The sequence below is a fragment of the Acidisoma sp. S159 genome (assembly GCF_009766125.1).
Taxonomy (GTDB): domain Bacteria; phylum Pseudomonadota; class Alphaproteobacteria; order Acetobacterales; family Acetobacteraceae; genus Acidisoma.
In genome coordinates, this window is the sequence record NZ_LMUG01000048.1 from 158,324 (window position 1) to 181,867 (window position 23,544).

The following is a 23,544-nucleotide window of genomic DNA, read 5'->3' on the forward strand; positions in this document are numbered from 1 at the left end:
GCATTCGAATAGTCGTTCAGGCAGGCGCGCCCTCCGTCACCAGGCTCACCAGCCGAATGCGCTTGCCGCGCGTGGCGAGCGCGATCCGGCCCTCCTTGAGTGCCATGGCATCGGCGCCGAACATGCGGTGACGCCAGCCGCGCATGGCTGGCACCTCGGGGCTTTCCTCGGTCGCCAGCCGGTCGAGATCCTCCGATGACGCCAGCAGGCGAGGAGCCACGCGATGTTCCTCACTCTTGGCCGCCAGCAAGACGCGCAGCAGCGCCAGCAGGGCCGGCGAGGGCCGTGGCCCGTCCCGCTCCCGTCCAACGCCCAGTTCGGGCAAAGCGTCCTCGGGCAGCGCCTTGGCGGCGGCGATGGCTGCGAGCAACGAAAGCCCGCTTTTGCCCTCGGCGAAGCCGCGCGTGACGCCCCGGGCGCGGGACAAGGCATCCGGCGTTTCGGGTGCGAGAGCCGCGATCTCCGCGATCGCCTCGTCCTTCACCAGCCGGCCGCGTGGGATATTGACTCGCTGGGCCTCGCGCTCGCGCCAGGCGGCGATCGCGCGTAGCAGGCCAGCCTGCCGCCGGCCATTCGGCCGCAGCTTGAGCCTAAGCCACTGCGTTTCGGGATCGGCGCGATAGAGCGCGGGGTCGGCGAGCGCCGCCATCTCCTCTGCCACCCAATCCGTCCGCTCCTCCTGCTCCAGTTTCACGAGCAGCTTCTCGTAGACCGTCCGCAGGTGGGTCACGTCGGCCGCGGCGTAGGTTAGCTGGGAGGCCGAGAGCGGGCGCGCCGACCAGTCACTGAAGCGATGGGATTTGTCGATCTGCGTGCCGGTCAAGGCGGATACCAGTGCATCATAGCCAACCTGGTCGCCGAAGCCCGCGACCATCGCGGCGATCTGGGTATCGAAGATCGGCGTCGGCGGCGCGCCGAACATCAGCAGGAAGATTTCCACATCCTGCCGCGCGGCATGGAAGACCTTCACCACCGCGGGATCGGCAAGTAATTCGCCGAGCGGCGCCATGTCGATGCCTGGCACCTGCGCGTCGATAACCGCGACCTCGCTGGCGCCGCCGAGCTGCACGACACAAAGTTCGGGCCAATAGGTGCGCTCGCGGATGAATTCGGTGTCGATGGTGACGAAGGGCTCGCTCTTCAACCGGGCGCAGAGCGCGGCGAGATCCTCGGAGGTCGCAATGAAGTCGGGGGCGGGGAAGGCGATCTGGGGCGGACGGGCCATGTGGCTGTTGTATAGGCCGCATGGCCCTGGCGAAAGCCGCGCCGGTGGATGAGCCTCGCGGGCAGCCTCCGGCGCGGATTGGAGGTTATGCCGCGGGCGGAGTAGTGCTTGGGGCGCTGGCCGCGCTGGCGCCGACACCCATCTGCGCCAGTAGTGCTGCTATTTGCTGCTCCACCGCCGTGGACGAGTCTGGAGTCGTTGCCTCGTCGTTACTCGACTGTGCCGCCAGTTTCTCCTCTAATTCCTCCAGTTCTGCTTGGAAAGAGGCATCGCTATCCGTCCCGCCGGCGCTGCCGGACGAAGCCGAAGTTGAGTCGGCGGGGTGCTTCTCGGCACAGTGGGATGCTTCGTGGCCGATTGGGGCGGGCATAGTCGTTCTCCTGTTGCAACGCTGCAACTAGACACGCCGCTGTATCGGCCTCAAGATTTTCGCGCCTGAAATCACTGTGTCCGGCGAGCGGCGAAAGGCCTCACCCTTCGCAGCCGGAAAAGACTTTAGACAGCGGGCCTGAGGTTAAGGCGACGCGCTCAAGTGAAGCGCAAGACATGCTCCGGCTCAGGCCTTTCCCCCGGCAATTCCTCCGCCAAGATCTCGATGGTGGTCGCGAAAGGCGCGTCCGCATTCAGCGGCGGCGTGGCGCGGGGCGGGTGAATTCGGTGCGAATAGTGACAAAGGCTCGCTCTTCAACCGGCCGTGCGGCGCGGCGAGATCCTCGAGGTCGCAATGAAGTCGAGGCGGAAAAGGCGGCCTGGGGCGCACCGGCAGCGCGGCTGTTGATCGGGCCAAATGGCCTGAGCGAAAGCCGCGCAGGCGGACTGCGTTGCGGCAAGCCCTCGGGGGTAAACCTAGGCTGCCTGAAATCCGCGTGTAACGGTGCTACCAGCGGGTAAGCCGCCGTTCGCAGCCATCTGCTGCAGCAACAGTAACCTCTCCGTTGCGTCGTCGGTGGGGGGCTGGCCGCTGCCTGGCGGCTGCTCTGTCTCCAGTTGAGTCATTTCCCGGTCCAGTTCTGTCTGGAAAGAGGGGCCGCTCTCCGTCCCGCTGGTGCAAACGGACGCAGATGATGTCGCGTTGGCGGACTTCGTCTCGGGAGGGCGGTGCGATGCTTCGCGGCCGACTGAGGGGGGCACAAACGTTCTCCTATTGCAACGCTACTCCTACGCATACGGCTGTCTTGGCCTCAAGATTTTCGCGCCCGGAACCGATGCGTTTGACAAGCGGTGAAAGGCCGGACCCTTCGCAACTGGAAAAGACTTCGGAGTCCGAGTTTCAGGTTAAGGCGACGGGCCCGAGCGACGCCTAAGCGCCGCTTCGGCTCAGGCCTCCTCCGCCGCCAATTCCTCCTCCGCGATCTCGATCGTGGTCGCGAAACTCTGGTCGGCATCCACCGGAACCGGGGCGCGGGCCAGCCGCTCCCGGCGGCGCGTCCGCGCGCTGGCGTAGCTCGGGTCGAGCACCAGCTCGAACAGCAGAAACGACCGGCCGGTGACGGCATAGGGATGCTCGAACGGAAATGGCGATTCCTCGCCCTCGACTTCGCTGTCGAAGCCGCCATCCGCCAGTCTGGTGTCGATCAATAGCCGCCACTCCCGGCCGCCGACGACCTCTGGAAGCAGGAAGGTCACCACGTCATGATGTGCATTGAAGATCAGCAGCAGCGTCGCATCCGTGCCGCGTTGCTGGATGCCGGTGGCCTGCGCCCGGCCGTCGAGGAGCATGCCCATGCAGCGCGCATGTCCCTCGGTCCAATGATCCTCCAACATCTCGTCGTTATCGGGCGTGAGCCAGGTCACGTCCTTGAGGCCCAGCTCCTCATCCCATTCGCCGTTCAGAAAACGCCCGCGCTGCAACAGCGGAAAGCGGCGACGCACCGCCAGCAGCCCGCTCACGAAACGCGTCAGGAACTCGGATCTCTGGCCGCCTTCCCAATCGACCCAGCTGATCGGATTATCCTGGCAATAGGCGTTGTTGTTGCCCTGCTGTGTGCGGCCGAGTTCGTCGCCTCCCAGCAGCATCGGCGTGCCTTTCGACAGTAGCAGCGTCGCCAGCATGTTGCGGATCTGGCGGTCGCGCAGCGCGTTGATCTCAGGATCGTCGGTCGGTCCCTCGACGCCGCAGTTCCAGCTCAGATTGTGGTCGTGGCCGTCGCGGTTGTCCTCGCCATTCGCCTCGTTGTGCTTGTCGTTATAGGTGACGAGATCATTGAGCGTGAAACCGTCATGCGCGGTGATGAAGTTGACCGAGGCCCAGCTTTTGCGCCCCCGCCGGTCGAAGACATCGGCCGAACCGACGATGCGCGAGGCAAACTCCGCCATCATGCCCTCGTCGCCTTTCCAATAGCCGCGCGTGGTGTCGCGGAACTTATCGTTCCACTCGGCCCAGCCCGGCGGAAAGCCACCGACCTGGTAGCCGCCGGGGCCGCAATCCCAAGGCTCGGCGATGAGTTTGACCGAGGCCAGAACAGGGTCCTGCTCGACCGCCTTGAGGAAGCCGCTTTGCTCGTCGAAGCCATGCGGTTCACGCGCCAGGATGGTGCCGAGGTCGAAACGGAAACCATCGACATGCATCTCGGTCGTCCAATAGCGGAGGCTGTCCATCACCATGCGGATGACACGCGCATGGCTGAGGTTGACGGTGTTCCCCGTGCCCGTGTCATTGATGTAGTAGCGCGGCTTGTCGGGCAGCAGCCGGTAGTAGCTGGCGTTGTCGATGCCCTTGAAGGATAGGGTCGGCCCCAGCTCATTCCCCTCGGCGGTGTGATTGTAGACGACGTCGAGCACCAGCTCGATCCCCGCATCGTGAAACCGCGCCACCATCTCCTTGAACTCGAAGAAGGCGGCGTCCTGGGATTGCGCGTAGCGCCGGGCGGGGGCGAAGAAGCAGAGCGTGCTGTAGCCCCAGTAATTCTCAAGCCCTTGCTCGACGAGGTAAGAATCATCCACGAAACGATGGATCGGCAGTACCTCGACCGTGGTGACGCCCATGCGCTTGAGGTGCCGGATCATCGGGACGGAGGCGAGGCCGCGATAGGTTCCGCGCTCCTCGGGCAGCAATTCGGGATGGAGCTTGGTCAGTCCCCGGACATGCGCCTCGTAGAGGACTGTGCGCTCCCACGGCACCGCGGGCGGACGGTCTCGGCCCCAGGTGAAGGCGGGGTCGATGACCCGGCAGCGCGGCATGAAGGGAGCGCTGTCACGCTCGTCATAGGAGAGGTCGGCGTCGCGATGCCCCAGGGTGTAGCCGAACAGCGCCGGGTTCCAGGTGAGCGGCCCCACCACCGAGCGCGCATAGGGGTCCAGCACCAGCTTGTTGGGGTTGAAGCGATGCCCGCCCTCCGGCGCGAAGGGGCCGTGGACCCTGTAGCCATAGACGGTGCCGGGCCGCGCATAGGGCAGGAAGCCGTGGAAGATCTCATCAGTATATTCCGGCAGCGCAATGCGCTCGATTTCCCGCTCCCCGGAATCATCGAACAGGCAGAGCTCGACCTTCGTGGCATTGGCCGAGAACAGCGCGAAGTTGACGCCAAGACCAGTCCAGGTGGCGCCAAGAGGATAGGGAAGACCTTCCCGAAGACGACTTCCGACGCTCGGCATGGCATGCACTCCCGCTGACCCAGGCTATTTGGTGCCGCCGGCGCAGATGGCACGGCGGGTAGTCGACGCCCCGAGCATAAAGTTGCGTCGCTCCTAGGGCGAGTCGTGCTCAAGGCCAAGTCCGGTTGCCTTATTCTCCCCGATGAAACCTTGCTTTCGCCATGGCTGCGAAGCCTCGCCGTTACATCAGGCGTGCAGCCTAGCGTGCGAAAGGAGTTCCAAATGTTCTTCTCCCAACACCAGACTATCCTGCCCGCCGAGGCGCGCGATTCCGCCCGGTCGTCCCCACACCGCGCGAGGCCCGCGATGCTCCGCCTATTGGTGGCGGTCGGCCTGGCCCTAACCTTGGGCGGCTGCTTCTACCCGCCACCGGGCTGGGGCTATCACCACGGCTATGGTGGTTACGGCTATCCCCATCACGGCTGGTGATGGCGCGGAGCTGTCCCGGATCGTTCTCGCGTTGTCGCGCGCGATTCGGGGTCGCTCTACCGCGCCGGCGGGACGCGTCTGATTGCAGAACCAAGCCCAAATATAAGGGCGACCGCGCTGTACCCGCGTTCCCTTGATGTCGCACTTCAGCCACCCTACGGTAACGTACATCAAGCCGGCACCAAATAGCCGGTGACGCTTGGCGGAGGGAGACGGAAATGAGCGCAGCGCAGCTGACTCAGAAAGACATCGAGACGTTCTGGAATGACGGCTACGTCTTCAAGCGCGGCCTGTTGGCGAGCGATGAGGTCGCCATGGTCGATACCCTCATTCGCAGCGACACCTCGATCAGCAAGAATTCCGTCCTGCTCGACGACAGTGCGGGCGGTTCGACCGAACTCGCGGTGTGGAACCATCCCGGCGACGACCTGCTCGGCGTGATCTCGCGCAGCGAGCGCGTGGCGGGTGGTGCGGCGAAGCTGCTCGATGCCGAGGTCTACCACTACCATTCCAAGCTCACGATGAAGCGGCCACGCAAGGGTGGTGCCTGGGACTGGCACCAGGATTACGGCTATTGGTATATGAACGGCTGCCTGTTTCCGGACATGCTGAGCGTCGCCATCGCCGTCGATCCCGCGACGAAGCAAAACGGCTGCCTGCAATTCCTTCGTGGCAGCCACAAGGCTGGGCGGATCGAGCATGGCCGCGTCGGTGGCCAGACCGGCGCCGATATCGATCGCGTCAATGCGCTAATGACCAAGCTCGATCATGTCTATGCCGAGATGCAGGCCGGCGACGCGGTGTTCTTCCACGCCAATACGCTGCATGCCTCGGCTGCGAACACTTCCGACAAATCGCGCAATGTTCTGCTGTGCTGCTACAACGCCGCCTCGAACGATCCGGTGAAGAAGCACCATCACCCGGGTTACACTAAGCTCGACATCGTGCCGGACGCGCGGATCCGCGAGGTCGGACGCAGCGGCGTTGTCGCGCATCTGGATTTTCTCAACCACGAAGAGGACGAGACCGTCGTCGGCAAACGCGCCACATCCGAGGTGTAAGCGCGCGCTCGTCCGATCAGGAGGCTAACCTGCCAGAAGCGCTGGACTTCACCCCCGACGCGCCCATCCGCAGCCGCGCCTTTCGCATCGGCTGCGTCGGCTCGGGCTTCATCATGGCCGACGTGCATCTCGCGGCCTATCACTCGGCCGGATTCCCCGTCGCCGCCATCGCCTCCCGCAGCCGCGACAAGGCCGCCGCGGTTGCGGAACGCTGGGGCATCCCGGTTGTGCATGACACGCCGGAACAGCTCATCGCGGACGAGCGGGTGCAGATCCTCGACATCGCCTATCCGCCCGACCAGCAGCCCGCGCTGATCCACCTCGCGTTGCGTCAGCCGCATATTCGCGCGATCCTGGCGCAGAAGCCACTGGCGCTCGACCTCGCCACCGCCGAGGCGCTGGAGGCGGAATGCCGTGCCGCCGGCAAGATCCTGTCGGTCAACCAGAACATGCGCTTCGACCAGTCGATGCGCGTGCTGAAGGAAATCCTGGATCGCGGTTCGCTGGGCACGCCGGTCCTGGCGACGATCGAGATGCGCGCCATTCCGCATTGGCAGCCGTTCCTCCGCGACTACGGTCGGCTGACGCTGCTCAATATGTCGATCCACCACCTCGATGTCCTGCGCTTCCTGTTCGGTGAGGTGGAGGAGATCTACACCGGCGTCCACGCTGATCCGCGCACCGACTTTGCGCATAAGGACGGCATCTGCGCCTCCACGCTGACCTTCCGCTCCGGCGTTATGGCGGTGTCGCTGGAGGATGTGTGGAGCGGCCCGCGCGCGCCCGGATATACCGGCGACATCTACATCAAATGGCGTGTGGAAGGCACCGAGGGCGTCGCCCAGGGCACCATCGGCTGGCCCGATTATCCGGACGGTTCGCCATCGACCCTGCGCTATTCCTCCACCATCGCGACAGGCGGTGACTGGGTGCAGCCTCGGTGGTCAACGACGTGGTTTCCGGATGCTTTTGCGGGGGTCATGGAACAAGTGCAGTACGCGCTGGAAAGCGGCACGGCGCCTTTGCTCAGCGGCACCGACAATCTCCGCACCATGGCTTTGGTCGAGGCGGCCTATCGCTCGGTCGAGGAACATCGCGCGGTGAAGCTCGCCGAGTTCGGCTATTAGGGCGGGAGGTTTCCGGTTGCCCCCACGTCATGCTCGGCGAAGGCCGGGCATCCATGCCTTTGCGAGCGTGACAAAGGCATGGCGTGGATGGCACGCCTTCGCGTGCCATGACGGGCACTTTGGTCGCGGTTCGATATTAGGTTGTCGAGTTTTAGGCAATCGGACCACCGGCGCCAATTCGTCCACATCACCACAATAAACGCCAGAGGAAACATCATGCTCCAAGTCGGCATCTTCACCGGATATTTCCCCTACGATCTCGCCGAACAGGCTAAGCGCATCAGGGCCATCGGCTTCAACACCGTGCAGCTCGATCTCGCGTTCAAGGACATCGACCTCTCGACCCCCGAATCGATTACCGCCGAGAAGGCCAAGAAGATTCGCGAAACCTTTCGCGACCATAACCTGCCGATCAGCACGATCTCCGGCTACACCAACATCGTCCACCCCGACCCGGCCGAGCGCAAGCGGCGGCTCGATTATCTCAAGGCGATCATCCGCAATGCGCGGAATTTCGGCTCGCCTTTCGTGATTTCCGAAACCGGCACCTTCAACGAGGACTCGGATTGGGTCAGCCACCCGAAGAACAAGACCGAGGAAGGCTTCGAGGATTGCCGCAAGGTCATCACCGAACTCGCCCAGGTCGCCTATGACCACGGCGCCGTTTTTCTGCTGGAAACCTATGTCAACAACGTGGTCGGTTCAGTCGAGGAAACCGTGCGGGTCTTCGCGGAAGTGAACCACCCCGGCCTCGGCCTGCTGATGGATCCGACAAATTATTTCGAGGACCACAACATCGATCACATGGACAAGGTGCTGAAGCAGATCTTCGACACCCTGTCGGACCGCATCTGCATCGCCCATGCCAAGGATGTGAAACGCTCGGAGGAAGCGAGCGAGAAGCACGCCGATATCGACGCCTCGGAGGCCCATTCCTTCCGCGGCGTCGGCTCCATTGAGCTGCCGGCCCCGGGCCTGGGGGCGCTGAACTACGACTACTATCTCAAGCGGCTTTCCGAAAAGCACTCGAACATCCCCATCATCATCGAGCATCTCGATGAGTCGGACGTGCCCCGGGCGAAGAAGTTCCTGGACGGCAAGCTCCGCGCCCACGGGTTGTGATCCAGGAGCGTCGTGTGGCCGCGTTCAGCGGCGCTTGCCTTGGGTCGCTCTGCACGCCGGGTTCGACACAGGAGAAAACGGTCGGCCTGTTGCGCTAATCATGAGGCCATGAACGCCGCTCCTCCTGGGACATGGACGCAGGAACGCTTCTTCGCTTGGAGCGGCCATGGCAAGGCGCGTTACGAGTTCGACGGCGAGCGGCCGGTCGCCATGACCGGCGATAGCGTCAACCACAGCGCCATCACGGTAAACCTTCTCGCTCCCTTCGTGGCCGTCTGCGGGGGAGTGAGTGCCGTCCCCTCGGTCCGGACGCGGGTCTGGCGACGACCGGCAGGGCCATCCGGTATCCGGATGCTCTGGTGACCCTGCTCCAAGGTCATCGGGACCGCGAACACCGTGCCTGGCGTTGTCGTGGTGTTCGAGGTGCTGAGCCCAACCACCGGTCGCACCGACCGCATCGTCAAGCTCCGTGAATATGCCGCTGTGCCGATGATCCGGCGCTACGTGATCCTCGAATCCATGAGCATCGGCCTCACCGTCATGGAACGGCAGGCCGCCGAAGAGACCTGGCGGGCAACCTCCCTGATGACCGGCGAGGACATCCTGCAGATGCCGGAGATCGGCATCGAGGTCCCGGTCGCCGAGTTCTACGAGGGCGTAGAGTTCAGCGACGCTCTCACCGAGGCCGCGTCAGCCGGTTAAAACCTACTGCTCAGGCCGCCAGCCGTCGCTGTACATGCAGTCGCGGAAGATCGCGTCGCGGCCGTCCTCATTGGCGTCCGAGGTGACATGGGTCACCGAGGTATAGCGCCCGTCGATCTTCTTGCAGTTGGTCTCGTTCTTTTCGCATTTCTTGCGCGATGAATAGGTCGAGCCCGTCATCTTCTGCGTGACCGGGTTGCTCGGAAGCTGCGCGAAGGACGCCGCCTTGCACCGCGTCGTGGCGGTATCCAGCATGGCCGGGTTCGCCCCCGGCTTCACCCAGTTGGTGCACCCCGCCAGGAGGAGGCAGAGCGCCGCAATCGCGATCGCCTCAGTACGAAATCCCCACCAATCACGCCGGACAAGCATCGATTTCCCCCCTGAGACGCAGGCCAAATAAAAGTATCGCGCCTCCACGTCTCAGTCACGTTCCAGTTTTTGTTCGCCGTGAGAGGGCGCCCCCATGGCCGCCGCTTGACATCCATGGACCTCCGGCATTGTGTGCCGCCCCTCCGCGACCGAGCCAGGACCGACCCCCATGCACACCTACCGCTCCCATACCTGCGGCGCGCTTCGCGCCAGTGATGCCGGCAAGACCGTCCGGCTTTCGGGTTGGGTTCACAGCAAGCGCGACCATGGCGGCCTGCTCTTCATCGATCTGCGGGACCATTTCGGCCTTACGCAATGCGTCTTCCCCGCCGGCTCCGCGGCCTTCGCGGCGGCCGAGGCGCATCGCGTCGAAAGCGTCATCACGGTCACCGGCGAGGTCGTGCTGCGGGAGGGTGTGACCATCAATCCCCGCCTACCGACCGGCGAGGTCGAGCTCAAGGTGCGCGAGCTGGAGCTGCAATCGGCCGCCGAGGTGCTGCCCATCCAGGTCGCGGGCGATCAGACCTATCCGGATGAGCTGCGGCTCAAATACCGCTTCCTCGACCTGCGGCGGGATCGCGTTCATCGCAACATGATGCTGCGCGCGGCCGTCATCGCCTCCATCCGCCACCGCATGATCGGCCAGGGCTTCACTGAGTTCCAGACGCCGATCCTGACCGCTTCCAGCCCCGAGGGGGCGCGGGACTTCCTGGTGCCCGCGCGCAACCATCCGGGCAAATTCTACGCCCTGCCGCAGGCGCCGCAGCAGTTCAAGCAGCTCGCCATGGTCGCGGGCTTCGACCGCTATTTCCAGATCGCGCCCTGTTTCCGCGACGAGGCCGCCCGCGCTGACCGGTCGCCCGGCGAGTTCTACCAGCTCGATTTCGAGATGAGCTTCGTCACCCAGGAAGACGTTTTCGCGACCTTGGAGCCGGTGATGGCTGGATTGTTCGAGGAGTTCGGCAATGGCCGCGCCGTGACGCCCTTGCCCTTCCCGCGCATTCCCTATGCCCAGGCGCTGCTGGATTACGGCTCGGACAAGCCGGACCTCCGCAACCCGCTCAAGGTGACCGACGTCACGGAGTATTTCGCCGGTTCCGGCTTCGGCCTGTTTGCCAAGATCGCGGCCGGTGGCGGCGTGGTGCGCGCCGTGCCGGCACCGGGGGCGGGCGGTAATCCGCGCTCCTTCTTCGACAAGCTCAACGAATGGGCGAGGGCCGAGGGCGCCGGCGGCCTCGGCTATATCACCTGGGATGCGGAGGGGCCGAAGGGTCCCATTGCCCGCAACCTGGAGCCCGACCGCGCCGCCGCCATCGCCGCCGCCTGTGGGCTGAAGCCGGGCGATGCGGTCTTCTTCGCCGCCGGGGCGAAGGACACCACGCCGAAATTCGCCGGCAGCGTGCGCACGAAACTCGGCACGGAGCTTGGCCTGATCGAGGAGAATGCGTTCCGTTTCTGCTGGATCGTCGATTTCCCGATGTATGAACTGAATGAGGAAACCGGGCTGGTCGATTTCAGCCACAACCCATTCTCGATGCCGCAGGGCGGGATGGAGGCGCTGAACAGCCAGGATCCGCTGACCATCAACGCCTTCCAATACGACATCGTCTGCAACGGCATCGAGCTGTCATCCGGCGCCATCCGCAACCATCGCGCCGACATCATGCTGCGCGCCTTCGAGATCGCGGGCTACCCGGCCTCCGAGGTCGAGGCGCGATTCGGCGGCATGTTGCAGGCATTCCGCTACGGCGCGCCGCCGCATGGCGGTTCGGCGCCGGGCATCGACCGCATGGTCATGCTGCTGGCCGACGAGCCGAATATCCGCGAGGTTATTCTGTTCCCCCTCAGCCAGGGCGGCGAGGACCTGATGATGGGCGCCCCCGCCGAGGTCACGCCCGCGCGCCTGCGCGAGCTGTCGCTGGCGATTGCGCTGCCGCCGAAGGTGGTGAAGACGGAGTAGCGTGCTCGGGTGTCGTCTAGAACGCGCAGCGCGCCTTGATTTACGAAGATTTGTCTAGCGAAAGCGTCTCGGTTGCAGGGTTCGGCCGATGGCCAAAGAAATGACCGGATTAAACGGTGCGTCGAAAACCGTGTCGTCGAAAATATTGTGCTGGTGAAGGTTATCGAGTGCGCTGCGGTTCTCTGTGTCGGGCAATTCGAAGGTCGTGGCAATAGGTTTGTGCACGTCAGCGCCGCTCAGCGGTAGATGGGCGGTATCGACGACCGGGTCACCCTCGCCATAGATATGGACATGGGCGTCCGTTAATAACTGCTCGGCCGTCCTGCCGGTTTTTCGTCCGAGTGTAGTCAGATGCGCCAAAGTCTGCGGCGAATATCGCACCCCTGGTGAATCGATGGCGATCACGGGCGTGATGCCATCACGGCTGGCGCGTACCGCGGAGGCGTGAAGGGCGGCGTTGGCGCCTAGCGAATGGCCGACCAGCGTGACTTTGCCGTAGCGTGGTCGCAATGCCATTCCTTGAAGCCGTATCTGCTCCTGCGTCGCGCCCAACAGGTCTTCCGCGGCCTCGTGGACCGCGGTTTCCTTGCCAAGGTGCGCGGGGATGTTGTGCCGCCATTGCTGGAAGAATGCGCCGAGGTTGCCCAGCGCACGTTCGGCGCTACTCGTCGCTGGATTGAGGCCGGCCGTGGTGCCGGCGAAGGTCAATTGGAGGTCGGTGGTGTCGCCTCGCGCTGTCCGTCGCGTGTTCTCCGAAACCGAGAAGGCGAGGCCGTTCGGATGGAGGAAGACGCCGGGGTTCCGCGCGGATTCCTCGCAGCCTGCTTAGGTCGAAATGATTAAACTCCGATTGACGTTGCGGTGTCGTATCAGCGGGCGCCTGTGAGTTAGCGCTCCCCGAGCAGCCCCGCCGCACGCAGGCTGCGGCCGATGACGCTGGCGGGGTCGGTGATCTTCGCCGTCATTCCCTGCCACTGGCCAGCTCCGCCACGCGGAGCTTCCGCTCTGGCCGTGTCCGCCGCAGGGCGAGCGCCTTGCGTGGTCGCGCGCCGCTGTGAGGTCAGGCCCCAGCTACTCGCGATCTGCCAGGACGAGGAAATGCCGCTTGCCGAGAAATAGCCGCCCGCCTGGCCGCAGCGCGCGTCGGGGTCGGCGGCTGAGGGGTTGACCGGCACCGCGTGGCCGAGGCCGGGCACCGAATAGGTTTCCAGCACCACACGCCCCTCGGCATCCCGCCAGGCGTGGTGCGGCACGCCGTCCACCGTGTCGGCGACGCCCGGGAGACCCTCTATGCCGTGCACATCGCCCCATTGGCGCTGCAACTGGCCCGCATTGGCCGGGCTCACCGTGTGATCCGCCGTGCCCTGCCAGATCGCGACGCGCGGATACCGCCCGCCGGGTGGCCGGGGAGCGGCGGCGCGGACCAGGTCGCCCCATTCGCGCGGCTGGCGCAGGCGCGCATGGGACATCGTGCCCAGCGCCTCCTTCACGTTATGCGCGCTGCCATAGGGCAGGCCGGCGATGATCGCGCCGCCGGCGAAAAGCTCGGGGTAGGTGGCGAGCAGCGCCGCCGTCATCGCGCCGCCGGCCGAGAGGCCCGTGACGAAAATCCGCTTCGGGTCGAGCCCGTGCTCGGCCACCATGTTCCGCACCATGGCGGCGATGGAAGCGACCTCGCCCTCGCCGCGCTTGATGTCCTCCGGCTGGAACCAGTCGAAACAGACATTCGGGTTATTGCCGCGCCGCTGCTCGGGCAGCAGCACCGCGAAGCCGTAGCGATCGGCGAGGTTCGACCAGCCCGTGCCGCGATCATACTCCGCCGCCGTCTGGGTGCAGCCATGCAGCGCCACGACCAGAGGGGCGCCGCGTCCGAGATTCTCGGGCACGAAGCTCAGCATGCGAAGCTGGCCGGGATCGTCGCCGAATTGCGCGGTCTCGCGAAGCTGGGTCGCGTTGGCCGCTCCACCGGCATGCAGGCCGAAACTCTCCATCGTCGGGAGATGTTTCATGAGCTGGCTCATGAGGGCTTCGTTCGCCTCGGTCATCGTCATCGGCTTGCCTTCGGGTGTGGGCGCGCTCGTCCCGCCATGGGGCTTGCTGTTCGCTACAACGGAAAATGGTGCGTTGCAGCATAAGGCGCAACCCTCGCATTGCGCACGATCCCGGTATCAGTGATGCGGGGCGCGCCTGAGGCCCGGCCCCACCGAGATGGAGGGTCCTAAGCGACCCTAAGACGCCGTAACTCGCGAGGATGGGCCACCCCCAGAAGGAGGCAGAGGATGGCGAAAGCCACCATCCCTCCGCCGACCAGCAAGGTGAGTGCCGCGAGGCGCTCGCTGAGATGCGGCGCTTCGAGGACCGGCCGCAGCAACTGGTGCAGCCCGATCAACACGGCGCCCATGCCGACGGCGGCGGCCAGGATGCGCGGCAGGCTGCGCCGCCCCCGCGCATCGAGCGCGAATTGCCGCCGGTGGCGCGAGATCGCGATGAGACCCAGAGCATTCACCCAGCCGGCGATCGAGGTCGCCAGCGCGATCCCCACATGCGCCAGACCCGAATAGAGGCCGAGCGATACCGTCAGCACGATATTCACCGCCATTGCCACCAGCGCGACCTTGACCGGCGTCAGCGTGTCCTGCCGCGCGAGGAAGCCCGTCACCACCACCTTGATCAGCACGAAGGCCGGCAGGCCCAGCGCATAGGCGGCCAGGGTCGGCGCCACCTCGGCCACCTGATGCGGGCCGAATTTCCCGCGCTCGAACAACACGGCGAGGAGCGGATGGCTCTCGAGCAGCAGCGCCACCGCCGCCGGCAGGGTCAGCAGCAGCGCCAGCTCCAGACCGCGATTCTGGATATGCAGCGCGGCGCTATCCTCCTGTTTGCGGATATGGCGGGAGAGCGTCGGCAGGATCGCGGTCGCCACCGCGACACCCACCACGCCCAGTGGCAGCTGGTTCAGCCGGTCGGCATAGGCGAGGTAGGAGACAGATCCCACCGGCGCGAAGGAGGCGACGGCGGTCGAGACCATGAGGTTGATCTGTGTCGCGCCCGCGCCGAAGACGCCCGGCAGCATGATCCGCAGCAGCCGGCGCAGCTCCGGCGTCATCCGGGGCCTCGGCAGCCCCAGCTTCATCCCCGCCCAGCGGCAGGAGAAGGCCAGCCACAGGCATTGCGCGACACCCGAGACGGTGACGGCCCAGGACAGCGTCTCCCCGGTCACCGGGTGGTGCAGCAGCGCGGCGATGAGAAAGAGGTTGAGCAGGATCGAGGTCGCCGCCGTCGCCGCGAAGCGGTCCACCGCGTTCAGCATGCCGCCCTGGAAGGAGGCGAGGGAAATGAAGGCGAGATAGGGGAAGGTGATGCGCGTCAGTTCGACCGTCAGTTGGAAATGCGCGGGATCGGCGTCGAAGCCCGGCGCCACCACGTGCAGGATCGCCGGGGTAAAGATTTCACCAAGGATCAGGAAACCTGTCAGCGCCACCAGCAGGAAGGAGAAAGTATCCTGGGCGAAGCGCATCGCCGGGCCATGGCCTTCCTTGGCCACCATGCCGGAAAACAGCGGCACGAAGGCGGCGCTGAAGGCGCCTTCCGCGAAGAGGGTGCGGAACAGGTTGGGGAGGCGGAGCGCCACGAAGAAGGCGTCCGAGGTGGCGCCGGCACCCAGCGCGGAGGCGGTCAGGATCTCCCGCACGAAGCCGAGCACCCGGCTGATCATCGTATAGCCGCCGACAGTCGCGACGCGGCGGAGAAGAGCCATGCGGCAGCTGATCCTTAGGCCAAGGCGGCGGCCCACTTCACCCGCCGTGTCGGGGGCGTCAAGGGATATGGCTCAAAGTCGCGCCGGCGCCGCCTCACACATTCTCCGCCGTCCAGAGATCGAACGGCAGCAACACCTGCTGGAAGGCCGGCGGCGACTCGCCCAGCGCCACCACCATCGCATTCACCACGGCCGCCGCCATGGCCTGGATCGGATGCGACAGCACCAGCTTGAGGTTGCCCTCGATCAGCGCCGTGCGGTTGTCCTCCGTCAGGTCTCGCCCGACCACCACCACGCGATCGGCCGCTCCGGTATCGGCGATGGCCTGCATCACCCCCTCGATCCCGCCGCCCGCGACGAATAGCGCCGTGAGGTCCGGGTGCCGCTTCAGCAGTTCGAGCGCATTCTCGTAGGCGAAGCCGACATCCTCGAGCGTCGTCAGCGGTTCGAGCAGATTGAACTGCGGCGAATGCTCCCGCAGGTAGGAGCGGAAGCTCATCTCCGAGACGTCCTGGCAAAGATAGCGATGGCTGCCGACCGCGATGCCGACCTTGGCCTCGCCCTGGCACATATTCGAGATCGCCCAGCCCGCCGTGCGCCCCAGCTTCCAGTTGTCGCAACCGACATAGCCGGCCCGCGCCTGAGCCGTCAGATCCGTGATCAGCGCGAAGACCGGCACACCGCGCCCGCTCGCCTGCTCGATGACCTGGGAGACGCGCGGATGATCCGCCGCCACCACGGCCACCGCGTCGGCCACCTTCGCGAGACTGGCGATATGCTCGGCCACGGAAGCGGGCGAGAGGTCCTCGAGGAAATCGACCTTGAAGCGGCCACGGATGGATGGCGCACGCTCGGTCTCGATCTTCAGCGCCTCGGCGACCATGCGATAGAAGGTGCCTTTCCCCTGTTGGAGGACGAAGCCGAGAACGCGCTCAGGCCGGTCCTCGACGAGGCGCCGCCGGATGGCGCCAGTGGCGTGGAAGCCAATCCCCTGCGCCGCCGCCAGGACCTTCTCGGCCTTGGCGCGAGTGACAGGATCGCGCCCATTCAGCACCCGGTCGACCGTCGAAACACTGACACCGGCCGCACTGGCAAGATCGACGATGGTCGGACGCTTCATGGCCCAGTCCTGAGAGATTCTTTCATTCATTCCCCAAGGCTTTTGACGGGCTGAGAGATAATTACCTCAGATATTTGAAAGGTTGTGGCCTCGATGTATAGTGCTTTCACACCAGGATCACAGCAAGCAGGCGACAGTCGGCAACAGCGCCATGAGGGCGGACTGCCGTTAAGCGCCCGCGCGACGGGGGAAACGATGGCGAAGTCCAATTGGAAGAATTACTCGCTCATCGGCACCGCTGAGGGTGCCTCGGAAATGGACACCGAGGCTTTCGAGCATCGGGTGGAGGAGGAGTGGTTCTCCTGCAAGCTCGACCGGAAAACGCTGAAACAACTCACCAAGCGCTCAGATGCCGAGCCGCTGCGGATTTTCGGCCTATGGCTCGGGCTTCTGGTCGTCTCCGGCGTTCTCGGCTTTCTGACCTGGGGCACATGGTGGTGCGTGCTGCCTTTCGCGGTTTATGGCGTCCTCTACTCGGCCGCCGACCACCGCGCGCATGAGCTTTCCCATGGCACGCCATTCAAGACCCGCTGGCTGAACACCGCCTTCTTCCAGCTCTGCTCCTTCATGACGCTGCGGGAGGCCTATTTCTATCGCTGGAGCCATTCCCGCCACCACACGCATACCATCATCGTCGGGCGCGACCCCGAGATCGGCGCGCCGCGTCCAACGGATGTCCTGGGTCCGGTTCTCGACATTTTCTTCCTGAAGGATGGCCTCACGCAGATCTCCCGCATCACGCGGAATGCCACCGGTAGCCTGACGGAAAACGGCCAGCATTTCGTGCCCGAGATGGAGCGCGGCAAGGTCATCTGGTCGTCCCGGCTCTATCTGGCGATCATCGTGGCGACCATCGCGGCCTGTATCGCGGCGCACAGCATTCTGCCGGCCATGTTCATCCTCTTGCCGCGCTTTTATGGCGGCCCGCTATCGCAGGTCTTCAACTTCACCCAGCATGCGGGTCTGGACGAGGATGTTTACGACCATCGCCTCAACACCCGCACGGTGCTGCTGAACCCGGTCTTCGCCTTCCTGTACGCGAACATGAACTACCACATCGAGCACCACATGTTTCCGATGGTGCCCTTCTACGCGCTGCCGAAACTTCACGCCCTGATCAAGGACCAATGCCCGGCGCCCTATCGCGGCCTCTTCGCGGCCTATTGCGAGATCGTCCCCGCCATCATCCGCCAGCGGCGCGACCCGACCTGGTTCATCTCCCGCCGGCTCCCCGGCGACGGCAGGCCGGTCTACGCAAACTCCGTCACGGTCGCGGCATAACCTTCTACTCCCTCATGGCGCAGGGTGCGTTGCGCCATGACGGTTCCGCTTGCGCGCCCCGCTTCAACCTCACTGGTCTCCGCTCCGATAATCGCGGAGGCTGGCGCAATGCCGACCTATCCCTTCGTCACTATCGATGTCTTCACCGCCCGCCGTTTCGGCGGCAACCAGCTCGCCGTTTTCACCGCCGCCCAGGGTCTGTCATCAGCGGAGATGCAGTCCCTCGCCACTGAATTCGGCTACAGCGAAACCACCTTCGTCCTGCCGCCCCAGAACCCAGCCAATACCGCGAGGGTCCGCATCTTCACCCCTCAATACGAGCTCCCCTTCGCCGGCCACCCCAATGTCGGCACCGGCTACGTGCTGGCACGGCAGGCGGGTAACCGTCCGGCCACACTGCGCTTCGAGGAACTTGCGGGTCTCGTCGAGGTGCGCATCCAGTATGACGGGGCAGGCGAGGTGACTGGCGCCGAAATCGCGGCACCCCAGCCGCTATCCCTGGGCGCGACGCTATCGCCCGAGGCGATCGCTGGCTGTGCGGGCATCGCCGCATCCGAGGTCATCACCGACGCCCATCAGCCGGTCATGGCCTCTGTCGGCCTCGGCTTCCTCATGGCGCAGGTCACGCCCGAGGCATTGACCCGGGCCTCACCAGACCTCGCCGGTTTCCGCCGTGCCGTAGCGGATTTCCCAGCTCTTGAGGGCCGCCTTGCCCTGCATCTCTACGCTAGGGACGGGGATCGGTTGCGTGCGCGCATGTTCGCGCCGCTCGGCGGCATCATGGAGGACCCCGCGACGGGCAGCGCCAATGCCGCGCTCGCCGCACTCCTGCTCTCTGTTACCGAAGACGCCGAGGCAGGCTATGAGGTTACCCAGGGCGTCGAGATCAGCCGGCCAAGCCTGCTCCGCCTGACGGCCCGTCGCACGGCGGACGGCATCCGCGCGACCGTAGGTGGCGAATGCGTGCCCGTTCTGACCGGCGAGGCCTCGCTGGATTAGATCAAGCGCGGCGGCTGAAGCACTCCAGCCATCACTTCTTGATTTGTAGAGGTCGTGATGCCCGCTGGGTTATTGAAAATTCCACGGTTAGCCACTTACCTAACGACGAATGAGCATTGCACATCATTTGGAGTATTCGGGTCTGCGTGGGCTTCTCGGCCTGGCAGGCAGCCTGCCCCCCGACGTGGCCTCTAACGCCGGCGGCAAACTCTTCCGCGGCCTCGGCCCGCTCCTCCCCCCCTCGCGTGTGGCCCGACGCAATCTCGAGATGGCGCTCCCCGAACTTGGTGCGGAACGCGAGTCCGTGGTGCGGGGCGTCTGGGAAAATCTCGGACGCACCGCTGCCGAAATGCCCCATCTGCCGAAACTCGAACGGACGCTGTCCGGCCCAGGCTGGGAGATCGAGGGCGCGGAACACCTGCGCGTTCTCGCCGAGGGCGGCGGCCCGGCGATTCTGTTTTCCGGCCATATCGGCAACTGGGAGATGCTGCCGCGCATTGTCGCCGCCCATGGCATCCCGATGGCGAGCTTCTACCGCCCGCCGAACAACCAGCAGACGGCGAAGCTTCTCGTTGATATGCGGGCCCGCGCCATGGGCGTGCCGGTTCCGGTGTTTCCTAAAGGCGCCGATGGCGCGCGGAGTGCCGCGTTCCACCTGGCACGCGGCGGCTTCCTTGGCATCCTCATCGACCAGAAGCTCAACGATGGCATTCCGGTGGATTTCTTCGGCCGCCCGGCGATGACGGCGCCGGCACTCGCCTCGCTCGCGCTGCGGTTTCGCTGTCCGGTGGTGCCCGGCTATATCCAGCGGCTGGGCCCGGCGCGGCTGCGGCTGATCGTCGAGCCGCCGATGACCCTGCCCGACAGTGGCGACCGCGCCGCCGACATTCTGGCGCTAACCCGCGCCGTCAACCTGACGCTGGAGCGCTGGGTGCGCCAGAGGCCGGAGAGCTGGCTATGGCTGCACCGCCGTTGGCCGAGGGATGCCAGGGTCAGTTCGATCTAAGTGTTTCCCGAAACGAAATTGCTCTCGCCATCCTCCGCCCCAGTCGAGGCGTTCTTTGCCGAGGATGACGTTGTCACACCTGATCTAACATCGATCTGCGACCAAAAGACTCGTCATGGCACGCGAAGGCGTGCCATCCACGCCTTGCCTTAGTCACGCAAGCGAAGGCGTGGATGCTCGGCCTTCGCCGAGCATGACGTGGTGGAATGGGCAGGGTTCAGATCAACGACATCGCGCTCTAGGGACCGAGTCACCGCTTGCCTTCAGCCCGCGAGAAGGCTTTGAGCCGCCGACTTCGCCGAGCATCTACGTCAGACCGGCACCGCCAGCGGCAACGACGCCGCCCCGATCGTCGCCGCCACGGCGTCATCCACTGTTTCCAGCCAGATGAATCGCAGCCGCTCGCGCGCACTGACCGGAATGTCGTCGTAGTCGCGCCGGTTGCGGGCCGGCAGCATCACGGTTTCGATCCCGGCCCGCGCCGCCGCGATGACCTTCTCGCGGATGCCGCCGACCGGCAGCACCAGGCCACGCAGGCTGATCTCGCCCGTCATCGCGATCGTCGGCGGCACTGGGCGGCCCGTCATCAGCGAGGAGAGCGACACGAACATCGCGACGCCCGCCGATGGTCCATCCTTCGGCGTCGCCCCGGCAGGCACATGGACGTGCACGTCGTTGCTGGTGAAGAGATCGGAATCGATTCCCATGCTCGGCGCCCGCGCCCGGAGCAGGCTAAGCGCAGCCTGAGCGCTCTCCTTCATCACGTCGCCAAGCTGCCCCGTCAGGATCAGCCTGCCGCCGCCGGCATTGCGGCTCGCCTCGATGAACAGGATATCGCCGCCGACCGGGGTCCAGGCCAGGCCCGTGGCGACGCCTGGGATGGACGCATGCTGCGCCACATCCGCGTCGAAGTGACGCGCTCCGAGAATGCCGGAGACCTCGTCCGTATCGATCAGCACATGCGCCTCGCTGCCCTCGGCCACCCGAACCGCGACGTTGCGGAAGACCGCGCCGATCTCGCGCTCCAGGTTGCGCACCCCGGCTTCCCGCGTATAGCCGTCGATGATGAGGTTGAGGGCCGCATCGTCCAGCCCGACCTTGCTCTCCGAGAGTCCGTTTTGCTTGAGCTGCCGAGGGATCAGATGGCCGCGCGCGATGGCCACCTTCTCCTCGGCGGTATAGCCGGAGAGCCGCACCACCTCCATGCGGTCGCGCAGCGGGCCGGGGATCGTGTCCAGCACATTGGCGGTCGCGATGAACAGCACCCGGCTTAGATCGAAGGGCACGCCGAGATACGCATCCCGAAAGGTGCCGTTCTGCTCGGGGTCCAGTACTTCGAGCAAAGCGGAGGCCGGGTCGCCCTGAAAACCGCCCGCGCCTAGCTTGTCGATTTCATCCAGCATCACGACGCAGTTGCGCTCGCCCGCGCGGCGGATCGCCTGGATGATATTGCCGGGCATCGCACCGACATAAGTGCGCCGGTGTCCCCGGATCTCCGCCTCGTCATGCACGCCGCCGAGGCTCACCCGGATGAACTTGCGCCCGACCGCCCGGGCGATTGACTGCCCGAGGGAGGTCTTTCCCACGCCCGGTGGCCCCACGAAGCACAGCAGCGGTCCCTTGCCGTTCGGGTTCAGCTTGCGCACTGCCAGGAATTCGAGGATTCGCCGCTTGATCTTCTCCAGATCGAAATGGTCCTCGTCGAGCACGCGCCGCGCCTCGGCGATGTCGATCGGCGCCTCGGCCTCGATGCTCCAGGGCAGCTCCGTCAGCCATTCCAGATAGGACCGCACCATCCCGGCTTCCGCGGCACCTTCCGGCATCTTCTCGAGGCGCCGTAGCTCCCGCTTCGCCTGGGTCGCGACATCTGCCGGCATCTCGATCTGGTCTAGTTTCCGCTTCAGCTCCTCAAGCTCGGGCGCGATGTCATCGGATTCGCCGAGCTCCTTCTGGATCGCCTTGAGCTGCTCGCGCAGCAGGAATTCGCGCTGCCGCCCCTCCATCGCCGTGCGGGTTTGCTGCCCGATGTCATGCGAGAGCTTGAGCACCTCATGGCGATAGGCGAGCCGCGTGATCACAAGGTCCAGGCGCGGTAGCAGCTCGACAGTTTCGAGGAGCTCCTGCTTCTCGGCCGGAGTCATATCCAGCAGGCCGGTCACGAAATCGGCGAGCGCGCCGGGCTGCTCGATCGAACGCACGGTAGCCGCGAGTTCGGGCGGCGCCTGTTCGATCAGCCCCAGTATCTCCAGGGCCCGTTCGCGTAGCTGATGGAATCGCGCATCGATCTCCGGACTCCGCTCAGTCGGTTCGTCGATACGGCTGACGGCCACTACCGGCTGCGGCGTGGCATTGCTGAGCACCGCTTGCAGGCGGACCCGCCCGATACCCTGCACGATGGCGTTATGCGATCCGTCGCGCCCGGTGAAATAGCGCAGCAGGCGGGCCTCCGTGCCGACGGATTGCAACTCGTCCAGCTTGGGATTCTCGGCGAAAGGTTCGCGCTGAAGCACGACAGCGAGATGCTGCTCCGTGCGCGCGGCTTCCTGCAGGGCGGCCGCCGCGGTGGGGCGGCCGATCGCGAGGGGCATCACCATGCCGGGCAGCAGAACCGTATCCGTGATCGGCACCAGGATCAGCGTATCGGCGGGGACGATCGTCTCGTCGGGGGCGTCGCTGGTCGAATCCATCAATCGAGCCTTCGCAGGGTCAGAAGCAGGCAGCCATCCGTAAGGTCCTGGCCGGAGAGCTGGAATGTCCCCGGCGGCAGCGGCAATCGCCGTTCGAATCGGCCATGAGGCAGCTCGATGCGGTGAACGCGGGCCGGGCGCTGCAGCGTCGGCCAGCGCCGGGTTCCGCGCACCAGCACCTCGCCGCTGCCGATGACGACCTCGATATCGTCAGCCTTGACGCCGGGTAGTGCCACGACGACGAGCAGCCCTGCCTCGGTCTCCAACACATCGACCGGAGGTTCCCAGCCGCTCGCGGTCGGCCGGAAGGCGTCGCGGTGCAAGCGATCGGTCCGCGCCAGCATCGCCAGGGCCTCCGACCACATGACGTCTCTAGCGGAGCGCGGCATGGCTGCCTCCTTCTGATCCCCGGCGATAGCGACACATGGCTTGCGGCCCTATTCTTGGTTTGTGCGAGGCGGGTTCCGGGTGACATCTAGACACGAGATGACCCGCTCCGCACCCCGCCAACAGTGAGGAAAGCATGACCGTCGATACTCCGTCCGACAAGAACCCCCCAGCCGCCCCTGCTCCGAAGAAGGACCGGGACGCGGCCGCCGCCGAGAAGCAGTGGCAGGAGCAGGAAAGCTTCCTCGAGGAAGCCCTGGAAGAATCCTTTCCCGCGAGCGACCCGATCGCCACCGGCCATGTTCCTCCGGTCCCGCCGAAGCCCAAGCCTTGATCGGGGGCGCGCCACAAGCGCCGGTTCCCAAAGGATGATACGGTCGTCTGAGACATCAACCGACGGCAGCGAAGGAAGCGGCATGGCCAAAATACATTATCGCGTCGTCGAGCATGATGGCGGCTGGGCTTACAAGCTGGGCGATGTCTTCTCGGAGCCGTTTGCCAGCCGGCAGGCCGCCTTGGCCGCGGCCAAACGCGTGGCGATCGAGCAGCATATCCCAGGAAACACGACGCATATCGAATTCCAGGACGAAGCTGGCAAATGGCATGAGGAGATCTCAGCGGGCGATGACCGGCCGGACGCCGACGTCATCGGTTAGATCCCGGCGGCAAGCGATTTCGCGCTGCTAAGCGACAAGCAGCATTTCATTCGTATCTCGGA

The 23,544-nt window shown here is 65.2% G+C and carries 22 protein-coding genes; 12 read left to right on the forward strand and 10 right to left on the reverse strand.

Annotated features, from left to right (window positions below; genetic code table 11):
• Window positions 1-16 precede the first annotated feature (16 nt).
• From rnd to glgX, 3 genes are all read right to left on the reverse strand, one after another.
• Entirely contained in the window at window positions 17-1,225 is a 1,209-nt protein-coding gene (rnd, locus tag GSQ92_RS15775; RefSeq protein ID WP_158802630.1) for a ribonuclease D, read from the reverse strand.
• 85 nt (window positions 1,226-1,310) lie between these two features.
• The gene (locus GSQ92_RS15780; RefSeq protein ID WP_158802629.1) at window positions 1,311-1,595 is read right to left on the reverse strand and encodes a hypothetical protein; all 285 of its coding nucleotides are present in this window, start codon (window positions 1,593-1,595) and stop codon (window positions 1,311-1,313) included.
• 947 nt (window positions 1,596-2,542) lie between these two features.
• Complete coding sequence (gene glgX / locus GSQ92_RS15785) at window positions 2,543-4,819, reverse strand: glycogen debranching protein GlgX (RefSeq protein WP_158802628.1); 2,277 nt, start codon at window positions 4,817-4,819, stop codon at window positions 2,543-2,545.
• A 222-nt stretch (window positions 4,820-5,041) separates the two neighbouring features.
• Here glgX and GSQ92_RS15790 point away from each other — a divergent pair, with 222 nt between their 5' ends.
• The 6 genes from GSQ92_RS15790 (at window position 5,042) to GSQ92_RS15815 (ending at window position 9,260) form a co-directional block, all read left to right on the forward strand.
• Window positions 5,042-5,248 carry a hypothetical protein gene (locus tag GSQ92_RS15790; protein ID WP_158802627.1) on the forward strand — a complete coding sequence of 69 codons (207 nt, stop codon included), beginning with the start codon at window positions 5,042-5,044 and terminating at the stop codon, window positions 5,246-5,248.
• Between the two features lie 218 nt (window positions 5,249-5,466).
• Window positions 5,467-6,309 carry a phytanoyl-CoA dioxygenase family protein gene (locus GSQ92_RS15795; RefSeq protein WP_158802626.1) on the forward strand — a complete coding sequence of 281 codons (843 nt, stop codon included), beginning with the start codon at window positions 5,467-5,469 and terminating at the stop codon, window positions 6,307-6,309.
• Window positions 6,310-6,395: 86 nt separating this feature from the next.
• Entirely contained in the window at window positions 6,396-7,436 is a 1,041-nt protein-coding gene (locus tag GSQ92_RS15800) for a Gfo/Idh/MocA family protein (protein WP_256367110.1), read from the forward strand.
• A gap of 216 nt (window positions 7,437-7,652) precedes the next feature.
• Entirely contained in the window at window positions 7,653-8,558 is a 906-nt protein-coding gene (locus GSQ92_RS15805) for a sugar phosphate isomerase/epimerase (protein ID WP_158802625.1), read from the forward strand.
• Between the two features lie 108 nt (window positions 8,559-8,666).
• On the forward strand, window positions 8,667-8,921 hold the full coding sequence (locus GSQ92_RS15810) for a hypothetical protein (RefSeq protein ID WP_158802624.1): 255 nt from the start codon (window positions 8,667-8,669) through the stop codon (window positions 8,919-8,921).
• Window positions 8,922-8,972: 51 nt separating this feature from the next.
• Window positions 8,973-9,260, forward strand: coding sequence for a Uma2 family endonuclease (locus GSQ92_RS15815; RefSeq protein ID WP_158802623.1), 288 nt, complete (start codon window positions 8,973-8,975; stop codon window positions 9,258-9,260).
• Window positions 9,261-9,263: 3 nt separating this feature from the next.
• On the opposite strand, the gene GSQ92_RS15820 is transcribed toward GSQ92_RS15815, so the two are convergent.
• Window positions 9,264-9,629: a hypothetical protein gene (locus tag GSQ92_RS15820; RefSeq protein ID WP_158802622.1), complete on the reverse strand. Its 366-nt coding sequence runs from the start codon at window positions 9,627-9,629 to the stop codon at window positions 9,264-9,266.
• A gap of 169 nt (window positions 9,630-9,798) precedes the next feature.
• Between GSQ92_RS15820 and aspS the strand changes: the two genes are divergently transcribed.
• Window positions 9,799-11,589 (forward strand): aspartate--tRNA ligase, encoded by a 1,791-nt coding sequence (gene aspS, locus GSQ92_RS15825; RefSeq protein WP_158802621.1) that lies wholly within the window; start codon window positions 9,799-9,801, stop codon window positions 11,587-11,589.
• A gap of 54 nt (window positions 11,590-11,643) precedes the next feature.
• Here aspS and GSQ92_RS15830 read toward each other — a convergent pair whose 3' ends face one another.
• The 4 genes from GSQ92_RS15830 to GSQ92_RS15845 form a co-directional block, all read right to left on the reverse strand.
• Complete coding sequence (locus GSQ92_RS15830; protein ID WP_158802620.1) at window positions 11,644-12,297, reverse strand: Mbeg1-like protein; 654 nt, start codon at window positions 12,295-12,297, stop codon at window positions 11,644-11,646.
• Between the two features lie 179 nt (window positions 12,298-12,476).
• The gene (locus GSQ92_RS15835; RefSeq protein WP_158802619.1) at window positions 12,477-13,640 is read right to left on the reverse strand and encodes a PHB depolymerase family esterase; all 1,164 of its coding nucleotides are present in this window, start codon (window positions 13,638-13,640) and stop codon (window positions 12,477-12,479) included.
• Between the two features lie 167 nt (window positions 13,641-13,807).
• Window positions 13,808-15,346 carry a murein biosynthesis integral membrane protein MurJ gene (murJ, locus tag GSQ92_RS15840; protein ID WP_158802618.1) on the reverse strand — a complete coding sequence of 513 codons (1,539 nt, stop codon included), beginning with the start codon at window positions 15,344-15,346 and terminating at the stop codon, window positions 13,808-13,810.
• A gap of 94 nt (window positions 15,347-15,440) precedes the next feature.
• Window positions 15,441-16,466 (reverse strand): LacI family DNA-binding transcriptional regulator, encoded by a 1,026-nt coding sequence (locus GSQ92_RS15845; protein WP_216850022.1) that lies wholly within the window; start codon window positions 16,464-16,466, stop codon window positions 15,441-15,443.
• A 195-nt stretch (window positions 16,467-16,661) separates the two neighbouring features.
• On the opposite strand from GSQ92_RS15845, the gene GSQ92_RS15850 reads away from it, so the two are divergent.
• The 3 genes from GSQ92_RS15850 (at window position 16,662) to GSQ92_RS15860 (ending at window position 19,752) form a co-directional block, all read left to right on the forward strand.
• Window positions 16,662-17,747, forward strand: coding sequence for a fatty acid desaturase family protein (locus GSQ92_RS15850; protein ID WP_216850021.1), 1,086 nt, complete (start codon window positions 16,662-16,664; stop codon window positions 17,745-17,747).
• A 36-nt stretch (window positions 17,748-17,783) separates the two neighbouring features.
• The gene (locus tag GSQ92_RS15855; protein ID WP_254065585.1) at window positions 17,784-18,746 is read left to right on the forward strand and encodes a PhzF family phenazine biosynthesis protein; all 963 of its coding nucleotides are present in this window, start codon (window positions 17,784-17,786) and stop codon (window positions 18,744-18,746) included.
• Between the two features lie 109 nt (window positions 18,747-18,855).
• The gene (locus tag GSQ92_RS15860) at window positions 18,856-19,752 is read left to right on the forward strand and encodes a lysophospholipid acyltransferase family protein (RefSeq protein ID WP_158802616.1); all 897 of its coding nucleotides are present in this window, start codon (window positions 18,856-18,858) and stop codon (window positions 19,750-19,752) included.
• Window positions 19,753-20,063: 311 nt separating this feature from the next.
• Here the strand turns inward: GSQ92_RS15860 and lon are convergent, their stop codons facing one another.
• The gene (gene lon, locus GSQ92_RS15865; protein ID WP_158802615.1) at window positions 20,064-22,439 is read right to left on the reverse strand and encodes an endopeptidase La; all 2,376 of its coding nucleotides are present in this window, start codon (window positions 22,437-22,439) and stop codon (window positions 20,064-20,066) included.
• Window positions 22,439-22,828, reverse strand: a complete 390-nt coding sequence (locus GSQ92_RS15870; protein WP_216850020.1) for an Hsp20/alpha crystallin family protein — start codon at window positions 22,826-22,828, stop codon at window positions 22,439-22,441. Before GSQ92_RS15870 ends, lon begins: the two co-directional genes overlap by 1 nt.
• 134 nt (window positions 22,829-22,962) lie before the next feature.
• On the opposite strand from GSQ92_RS15870, the gene GSQ92_RS15875 reads away from it, so the two are divergent.
• Together GSQ92_RS15875 and GSQ92_RS15880 are read left to right on the forward strand one after the other, a co-directional pair.
• Window positions 22,963-23,160 (forward strand): hypothetical protein, encoded by a 198-nt coding sequence (locus GSQ92_RS15875; protein WP_158802614.1) that lies wholly within the window; start codon window positions 22,963-22,965, stop codon window positions 23,158-23,160.
• Window positions 23,161-23,242: 82 nt separating this feature from the next.
• The gene (locus GSQ92_RS15880) at window positions 23,243-23,482 is read left to right on the forward strand and encodes a DUF2188 domain-containing protein (RefSeq protein WP_158802613.1); all 240 of its coding nucleotides are present in this window, start codon (window positions 23,243-23,245) and stop codon (window positions 23,480-23,482) included.
• The last annotated feature ends 62 nt before the right edge of the window (window positions 23,483-23,544 follow it).